The organism is Streptomyces sp. NPDC058964 (genome assembly GCF_042741275.1).
Lineage (GTDB): Bacteria > Actinomycetota > Actinomycetes > Streptomycetales > Streptomycetaceae > Streptomyces.
The window spans coordinates 1-8,693 of sequence record NZ_JBHYKH010000070.1 but is presented as its reverse complement, the minus strand read 5'-3'; the positions used below and the strand labels follow the sequence as shown (position 1 = coordinate 8,693).

At 68.2% G+C, this 8,693-nt stretch carries 4 protein-coding genes and 2 pseudogenes; 1 reads left to right on the top strand and 5 read right to left on the bottom strand.

What is annotated here, in order from left to right:
* The 5 genes and pseudogenes from ACFW2E_RS12080 to fxsT all read right to left on the bottom strand — a co-directional run.
* Positions 1-282: pseudogene (locus ACFW2E_RS12080) on the bottom strand (hypothetical protein); the annotation flags it as partial.
* A complete protein-coding gene (locus ACFW2E_RS12075; RefSeq protein WP_384465272.1) occupies positions 279-884 on the bottom strand; it encodes an RNA polymerase sigma factor in 606 nt (201 codons plus the stop codon). The gene ACFW2E_RS12075 and the pseudogene ACFW2E_RS12080, both read right to left, overlap by 4 nt.
* A 732-nt stretch (positions 885-1,616) precedes the next feature.
* Positions 1,617-2,680 (bottom strand): annotated as a pseudogene (locus ACFW2E_RS12070) (IS110 family transposase).
* 295 nt (positions 2,681-2,975) lie between these two features.
* Positions 2,976-3,425 (bottom strand): hypothetical protein, encoded by a 450-nt coding sequence (locus tag ACFW2E_RS12065; protein ID WP_384465269.1) that lies wholly within the window; start codon positions 3,423-3,425, stop codon positions 2,976-2,978.
* Between the two features lie 258 nt (positions 3,426-3,683).
* Positions 3,684-7,277 (bottom strand): FxSxx-COOH system tetratricopeptide repeat protein, encoded by a 3,594-nt coding sequence (gene fxsT / locus ACFW2E_RS12060; protein ID WP_384465266.1) that lies wholly within the window; start codon positions 7,275-7,277, stop codon positions 3,684-3,686.
* Between the two features lie 246 nt (positions 7,278-7,523).
* Here fxsT and ACFW2E_RS12055 point away from each other — a divergent pair, with 246 nt between their 5' ends.
* Positions 7,524-7,721: a hypothetical protein gene (locus ACFW2E_RS12055; protein WP_384465263.1), complete on the top strand. Its 198-nt coding sequence runs from the start codon at positions 7,524-7,526 to the stop codon at positions 7,719-7,721.
* The last annotated feature ends 972 nt before the right edge of the window (positions 7,722-8,693 follow it).

Here is an 8,693-nt window from a genome sequence, read left to right as displayed (position 1 = left end):
GGGGGGCCCCCGCCTCGGGGGGCCCCCGGGGGCCCCCCCCCCCCCCACGCCGGGGCCCCGGGGGGGGTGGCCCCCGGCCGTCGCCTGTACCCGCCGGCGGTGGGCGACGGCAGGCCGCCGCGGGGGAGCCGGCATGGACTGGTGCGTGGTCTCCTGGCGCGCGGCGGCGTGGACCGCTGCCAGCGCGTGGGCGACGGCCCGCGGTGCCGGGGGCTCGATGCGGCCCGCGGCCTCAAGCGCCTCGGCGCCGGGGAAGTCGAGGAGGTCCTGTCGCTGGGTCATGCCGATTCCTTCCGGTCCATGCGTGCGGGTGTGGCTTGCGTCAAGGTCAGGTGGCGGACGGGGGCGAGGCGTTCCCGCAGTCGGCCCCGGGCACGGTGCAGGCGGGAGCGAGCCGTGCCGGCCGGGATCCCGACCACGGCTGCGGCCTCCGTCGGCGTCAGCTGCTCCCATGACACCAGCAGCAGCAACTCCCGTTCCTCGGCGGGTAGTTCGGCCAGTGCCCGGCGCAGTTCCGGGGCCAGGGCGGCGGCGTCCAGCCGCTGGTCCACCGCTTCCCACGGGTCGACGGCGGCGTGTTCGGCTGTGGTGGTGTTCCGCCCGGCGCGGCGGATGTGCCCGGCCAGGACGTTACGGGCCACCCCGAACAGCCAGCCTCGGGCCGATCCGCGTGAGGCGTCGAAGGTGCGCCGCGCCGCGAAAGCCTGCAGCCATGCCTCGGCCAGCAGATCGTCGGCGGCCCCGGGCACGCGCCTGGCGAAGTAGCTGTGCAGGGCAGGCGAGAACTGTTCCACCAGCGGCGTGAACGCGGTCGGATCGCTCACAGCCCGCGTCATCAGGGCGTCGCAGTCACCGCTGCCCTGGTGCTCGTGATCCGGTTCCACAAAGTCTCCGTCTCCGACCGCCCGTTGGCGGTCTCTCCCCCTACTTGTCGCGCGGCGCACGAAGCGTTCGCGCCACCGGCTCGGGCCAGGCACTCCGGCTTCGGGTGGGGATGTATTTTCGTTCCCTTTCCTGGGACGCCCGTCGGGCCGAGGGCTGACGGGCACTGTTACCGTCTTCCGCGCCAGTGATCATGAATGAGCGGAGCCGGCCCTTGAAGGTTTCGTTGATGGACTCGATGACCTGCCGCAGCGGCTTGAACAGTGGTGATCCGGCTCGCTAGGCCTCGCCCTTGCGGGACGGCCTCAGCGGCCGGATGTCCGCTCCACAAGTTGTTGCTCGAACTCGCGGGCGACGGCGTGGAGTCCACGACCCACACGTCGTCCGTTTACAACGTGGTGCCGACGGCCAGTGCGCGGATCGCGCGCCGGATGAGCTCGGCGGCCCTGCGCAGCCGCTTGTTGCGGCCGGGCTGCTGCGGCAGGTAGGGAAACAGGTGCTGCAGTGGGTGCGGGCGTACCGCAGCAACCGGGCCTCCCGCAGCAACCGAGCCTCGGAAGTGAATCCGAGCATGGACTGCATGATCGTCAGGGGCACCGGTTCGGCATCGCCGAGCAGGGGCGCGATGCCCACCGCAGGGCGCCACGGACCGTACTGCGGCGAGTCCTTCAGCACGTCGTCGGTCTTCATGCAGAGTGCGATCGCGAGGGTGTCCAGGAAGCTCCTATAGATCGTCAAGCGGCGGCCTGTAGGAGTTTTTGTGGGATGTTCGTGCTGGTCAGGCGTTTGTAGACCTCGCGCGCGATAAAGCGTTTGAGGCAGCGGAAGATGTCCTTCTTCGACATGCCTTCGGCTGTGCGGCGTGCGACGTAGAGCCGTGTGCGTGGGTCGTAGCGCATGCGCACGAGGGCGATCGTGTGGAGTGCGTGGTTGGCTTGGCGGTCGCCTCCGCGGTTGAGTCGGTGGCGGTTGGTCCGCCCCGAGCTGGCGGAGATCGGGGACGCTCCGCAGAGGTGGGCGAAGGAGGCTTCGGACTTCAGCCGGTCGGGATTGTCGCCTGCGGTGATCAGGAGTTGGGCGGCCGTCTCGGTGCCGACACCGACTAGCTCGACCAGGCCTGGGGCCGCCTGCGCGACCAGGGGTTCGAGTTCGGCGTCGGCCTCGGATATCTCCTCGGTGAGGTGCTGGTAGCGGCGGGCAAGGCGCCGCAGTGCGGTGCGGACCGCGCAGGTCGGGTCGGCGAGGTCGGTGCCGGGGCGGGAGCGGGCCAGCTGCGTGATCAGCTGGTAGGTGGGCAGGCCGCGCAGGCGTTCGCGTACTTCTGCGGGGGCGGAGACGATGAGGGTGCGGATCTGGTTGATCGTCTGGGTGCGGGACTTGATGGCCGAGCGGCGGACCACCCGCAGGGACCGGATGGCCTCGACGATGCCGTTGCGGTCTTGGGCCGGCCGTTCGCGCGGCCGGACAGGACGGCGGTCGCGGCCGCGTAGGCGTCCACGGGGTCGGACTTGCCGTTGGCCCGCCGGGCCTTTCGGTCGGGGCGGTCCACGTCCACGACGGTGACCTCGTTCGACCCCAGGAACCGGGCGAGTTCAGAGCCGTAGGCGCCTGTCCCTTCCACTCCGACGGCGAGGACCTCGCCGTGCGTACGCATCCACTCCAGCAGGCGGCGGTAGCCGTCGGGGGTGGTGGGAAACGCTGCGGTGGCCAGGTGACGGCCGATGGAGTCGATCACCGCGGCCTGGTGGAAGTCGGTGTGGGTGTCCACGCCGCCGACCACCACGATCTGGTCTGCCATGCTGGGTCTTGCTGTCCTTCCGTGCGATGCGCGAGGGATCGCACGGGCCGGTCGGGCGTCAGGACAAGACTGTGATGGGACCTTTGGCCGGGCTCCTATGAGGTCACAGGCGCCCGACCGGCCGCGTGCAAAGCGCCGCCCAGCCGGCCGACGATTCCTGGAGAAGACAGCTCGAAGCGTCAATCGTTCGGTGGGTCAGGCCTGCCGAGCGGCGTGATCAATCCTCACAGTCGTTCGTCACACAATGACTCCGGACGCCCTCGTATCGTCTGCGTGGCCGGACCAGGAGACCCGATCACGGTCCGGAGCTGGAGACAACGCTCGGATTTGTCGTGTCGAAGTAGACCCAGTCCGCACCCCGGTCGAAGTAGAACGCGCCGGAATACCTTCCGCCCGTCACCCGAAGGTCGAAGGACTCGCTACGGACCCACCTGGCGCCCTTGGGCATGAACCGCACGAGTTTCTTCGGCAGTTGGCTCGGTGTCGCGGGCTGAAAACCCCGCTTCGATGCCCCCGCAATGGCGGCGACGCTACCCGCTCTCAGCTGGGCGAAGCCCACCACACGAACATCAGCGGGACCCGGAACGGACACCCTCGACTCCGTGCCCAGCACCACGCCAAGCCAATGTGCGTGGGAGAGCGGGCCGAGCGCGGCGAACCGACGTTCCAGCGGTTCGGAGTCCGTACGGACTCCGTGGCCATCTGTGCTTTTCGCAGTCGACGTACACGCCGCGAGCACCGTCACCGCGCCCAGCGCGAGTGCGCCCCGGCGCCCTAGCCCCGCCAAACCACCCATAAGACGTTCTCCCCCGCAAACTCCGCACCCAAGGCCCTCATCGTAAGGGTCCACTCAAAGCCGCCACCTCTTGGAATCGACCACCCAGCGGGCGTCACGGCGCCAGGTCTCAGACCTGCCCGGGCCGGTACCAGGTGGCGCCGTCCCACCAGTAGCCGCCGGCCCGGAACAACAGCTGACGGGTCGGTAGAGCGGGCGTGGGCCTACTCACAGCGGCAGTGGGTCGATGAGGCAGGCAGCTCGCCGATGGTGGCGCAACTGCCACGTGTCCGGGTGCGGGCCACGATCCCGATCGACTCGCAGCAGAGGTGCGTCGAGGATGCGTTCCATGCGCTTCAGGGTTTCCTCGCGCAGCGTGACGGCGTCAAGCTCTGAGCCGGTGGCAGCCAGGTCGATGGACAAGTTGCCCGCGCACACCAGCGTGGTGGGGTGGTCTTCTCCGAACGTGGCCCGGCACCGGTCCAGGGTGTCCCTGCCTTTCGCCGTCGCCTCCTCGTGACGACCGAGTGCGGCCAGGTTGCTGGCCGAATTGACGGCGCAGACGAGGGTGAGGGGGTGATCGGTGCCGAGGTGGTCGGTGAACGCCGTGAGCGCCTCGGTGTTGAGATGATGCGCGTCGTCGAGTTGATTCAGCAGACGCAGGGTGACGGCCAGATCGACGTCAGCGGACAGGGCGTGCGGGTGGTGGCGGCCGTAGGTCTGGCGGTACCTTTCGCACGCCTCGATGCCCCGGGCCTGGGCTGCCGTCAAGTCGCCGTTGGCGATCAGCGCCAGTGACAGGGTCAGTGCGGAGGCGAGGGACTGCGGGTGGGTCAGGCCGTAGCGCCGCGTGAATTCGGTATACGCCTCGGTGGCCAGCTCCTGCGCGCGGACGCAGTCGCCCGCGGTGCGACAGGCCTCGCCGAGGTGACGCATCGCTGCGATGGTCGAGGGGTGGGCGTGACCCCAGGCCTGCTGGTAGGTCTTGAGCAGGGACTCGTACAGGGCCCGTGCATCGATGTAGTGGCCTGCCATTCCCATGCCGATGGCCACGTTGGTCTGGGTGATCAGGGTTTGCTGATGGTCGCTGCCGAACACACGTACCTTGAGATCGAAGGTGCGCCGGTCCAGTTCCAGAGCCTGCCGGAAGTCGCCGATCGCACGCAGACTGCGTCCGAGGCTGTCGCTGATGCTGAGGGTGACAGGGTCGTCCTCTCCGAAGGATCGCACGGCTCGTTCGTACGCCTTCCGGTCCGACTCCGCGCCGGCGGTGAACTCGCCTTCGATACGGTGTACCGCTGCTTTGAGCTGAAGGGCGCCGAGTGCGTCCTCGTCGTCCTCGGGCGTGGTGCGTGCGTAGATCTCGCTGAGCCGGTCAGCCAGCGTGGCCGCGTCGGCGAACCGCCCCACCACCTGGCACATCAGGGAAAACCACTGTCCCATCTGGAGTGCAGTGCGGTCTTCCTCGCCGAACTTGGTCCGCCAAGTCATCCATGCCGCCTCCGAAAAGGTCAGCGAGTCGTCGTGGCTGCCTCGGAAGTAGAGGTACTTGGCGGCGTTCATCACCAACTCGCGCACCCAGGGCTGGCGGCACTCAATCGCGCCCGAGGCGACGGCGTGTCCGTACAGCTCGGCGTACCGCGGCCAGGTGGCCGGATCTTGAGGAGTCTGGGGGTCGGCTGTGGCCAGCAGTGTGTGAGCGCCCTCGCGCATACGCACCTGTTCCTCGGGCGTCATCCGGTTGATCAGAACCCGCTGGACGAGGCGATGCATCTCGATGGAATTGGTCCGGTGATCCACACGAGCCAGCGAGTACCGGTTGATCTCCCTGATGGCTCGTGCCAGGCGCAGCGGGTCGTTGAGGACAGGGTCAAGTGCGGGGTCGATGTCCGAAGGACCGTGGTCGGCGAGGATGGAACGGGAGATGGGAGCCGGCTCGAAGTACGAGCACAGCTGCAGGAGGCGCAGTGCGCCCAGGCTGCGGGTCTCCAGGTGATCGAGGGAGACGTTCCATGCTGCGGCGACGGGTAGCGAGTAGTCCGGCGGCGGCGCCACTTCGAGCAACTCCGAGCGTCGGCTCTCGAACAACCGCAGATAGTCGGAGGCGATCATTCCGGTCTCCGCTCGCCAGGCGGCTGCCTGTTCCAGAGCCAGCGGCAGATCCCCCAGTGCCTCGGCGAGCATGTCGGCGTCCTCGTGGGACCACGACGGTCCGGAGCGGTGCAGCAGCTGGATGCTTTCCGGGCGCGTGAAAACGTCGACCTCGAGGGATTCACCCGTTTGGCTCCAGCGCCGGTTGCGGGAGGTGACGAGAATCGTCCCGTCTCCGCCGTGCGGGAAATAGGGGCGCACGTGTTCCGGGCTCTCAGCGTTGTCGAAGATCAGCAGCCAGCGGGAGTACGGGCTGCCCTCGCGCAGTGCCTCCCGCACCGCGGGAATCGCGATGTTGGCTTCGGCTGTGGTCTCGAGCCCCAGCCGTCGCGCCAGTTCAACGAGCGCCTGCGTGATCTGGCCCGGCCGTTCGGCCGGGATCCACCACACGATGTCGTATGTCGACTGACGGCGGTAGGCGTACTCGATGGCGAGTTGCGTCTTGCCGACGCCGCCCATGCCGAGGATGGCCTCTTGGACGACCGTGGCTGAGCTCTTGGACAGGTGATGCTCGAGCACCTCCAGCTGAGCCGCACGGCCGGTGAAGTTCCGGTTGCGCGGCGGCAGGTTTCCCCAGATACGCGGCTGCGGAAGACGGCCGCTTCCCGCGGTCCGCTCGGAAGTCGTCGGCTCTCGTAGGACGCCCTGTTCTGCATGCAGAGCGGCATCGTCTGGCAAGGCAGGCGTGTCGGGCCTGGTGAGGGGGTTGTCCGGGGTTGTTCGGGACAACCCCGGAAACGCGTCGGATCTTGCCGGCGGGGTCGATGGCGGTTCAGGGCGGCGCTGCACCTGACCCGGCACGATGGTTGCTCTATAAACATGGGTGGTGGCGGAAGCAGGGACCGTCGGGTATCCCGCATCGTCGGCGGCCTGTTGAACGGAATCGTGCTCCTCATCGAGAGCGGCACGCATCTTCCCCAGGGTCAGGGCGACATCATCCAACGCCGCCTCGCCGGGATCGAGCTCCGGCAAAGCGGGCTGTAGCAGCTGCGGCTGCAGTGTCGGCTCCTGCGGCAGTTGAGGGTCGTCTCCCATCCGCAGACGCAGCTCGGCCAGCTCCGCCTCCAGCATCTGAATACGGCGTGCCGCGTGGTCGGCGACTTGCTGGGCGGTGTCCCGCTCCTGTTCGGCACGCGAGAGCTGATCGCGTAGTTCCACCTGCTGCGACTGTGCCCGGGACAGGCGCCGCTCCAGCGCCTGGTGCGCCTCGGCATCGCTGGCCGGCAGCGTCTGCAGCGCGTCGACCCGACGCTGGAGTTCCGCGACCTGCGCCTGCGCCTGCCCCAGCATGATGAACAGCAACGTGGCGATCTGAAGGGCTTGTTGCCGGCCACGTTCACTTGCCGTATAGGCCTGCTGAACGCGCTGCATCTCCTCCTGCAGTGCGATGATGCGGTCCTTGGCCGCCAGCATCTCCCGGGTGAGTGTGAGTTCCTGCGTCGCCTCGACCGGTGTTGGAGTTGTCTGTGCCAGGTCCCACAACTCGCGCGCCGCTTCGAGACGCAGCCGGGTCAGCTCGGCCGGCTCGAGAGGAAAACACACGTCGGCCACGGCTTCGACCAGATCCCACACCAGCGCCTCCCCTGCCAGTAGATCTCGAAGCTTGCGCAGTTCTGGCACGGTCTTGTCGACGAAATGGTCGGGCGTCAGTCGCCTGTGGAGCGCGGTCACCGGTACAGAGGCCTCATCAAGCCACGACCGCACCAGTCCGACCAGTTGATTGATCTCGGCACACGAACCCCGAGGCAGTCCCCAGGGCCGCCCCGGCCGTCTCACGTTCACTCACCCTCCCCACCTGGTTGTCCCCGGACAACCCCCGTTGTGACCGGAGAAACATCCAACCCCCCCGCCAGCAGGTCTGGCCCGGTAATCGTCGTAATACCCCACCGGACACCACACCTCCCAGGCGGTGCACACATGAGCCATAACTCCTCAGCATTCCTGCTTCTCGCGCTGACGCTGGCAGTTCTCCTCTCCCTCGTGGTCGCGGTGATCGCCTACGCACTCGCCCGCTGGGAAGGCGCGGCCATGCCGACAGCGCTCTCTCGCAGTGGCGTGGCCTTCGCGGCAGGCCTCACACTCAGCCTCGCCATCCTTTCCGCGGTAGGCAGGTAGTCGTGATTCGCGGCGGCCAACACACAAGAAGCAGCGGGCCGTCGACTGGCACGGGACGGTGGGCCAAGCGAGCCATCAACGCTGCCACGAGGTTTCTTGATCATTGCGGGACAGCCCTTGGGCCGCCGGCATGGATGCACGATCAGCCTCTGCTCCCTGTGGCCCTGGACCGTGTCTCACAGTCCCTTCGGTCCCTCGATGCTTCCTGCGGCAGTGAGGGGATCCGGCGCCGTGATCACTGTGGCTTACCGCTCACGGCCGCACCTGCGGCCCGGCGGAGAGCGCTGCCGCCGCTCACTCCGCAAGGGAGTTGGCCCCGTTCGCGGGCCAAACTGTGGGCCAGGTCCAGGATCGGATCTGAGCGTCGATCACCGAGAGCGGCGAAGAGTGGGCACGGCTCAGGCAGCGCACTGCCCTGGTGCCTGACACGTGCACCGGCGATCCACGTCAAGGTCTGGGACCAGGCGGCGTCGGCTACGTCGCCGTGGACCTTGGCGGCGGGCGTGCGGCGAGGTCGGTGAGTGCGCGGACGGTGCGGCTGGCCGCAATTTCGAGCTCCGGGAGGCTGCCGGTGGGGCCGCCAAGATGCCGATTTGCGCATGCGGGACTAAGCTCTTTTGTTGAAAGCTGCACCGTACGGGCAGTGTGATCGGCCGACCCGGTCCCGGTACCGCGGGACCTGGGCCCCAGCAGTCATGGGCGCGACCCCGCGCGAATGGTGCTTGAGGCGTCGGCGGTCGAGTGCGTGCCTCCTGAAAACATGCGGTGACACCTGAGACCGCGCCGTAGTTCTCCTGCGGCGGCGGCCATCAATCTCGTGCACCCACGAAGGGGTCGCGAGAAGCGATGGAACGAAAGGTATTTCTCATGCAAGCACAACGCGCGAGGCGTGTCCTCGCGGCGTCCGCTGCCGGTCTGCTGATGGCCGGCGGGGGCGCCGTAGGCGCCGGGGGGACCGCGGCCCCCGCCCCC

Coding starts and splice junctions, on each gene's coding strand:
- ACFW2E_RS12055 (WP_384465263.1), top strand. CDS start 7,524: ATGAGCCATAACTCCTCAGCATTCCTGCTTCTCGCGCTGACGCTGGCA.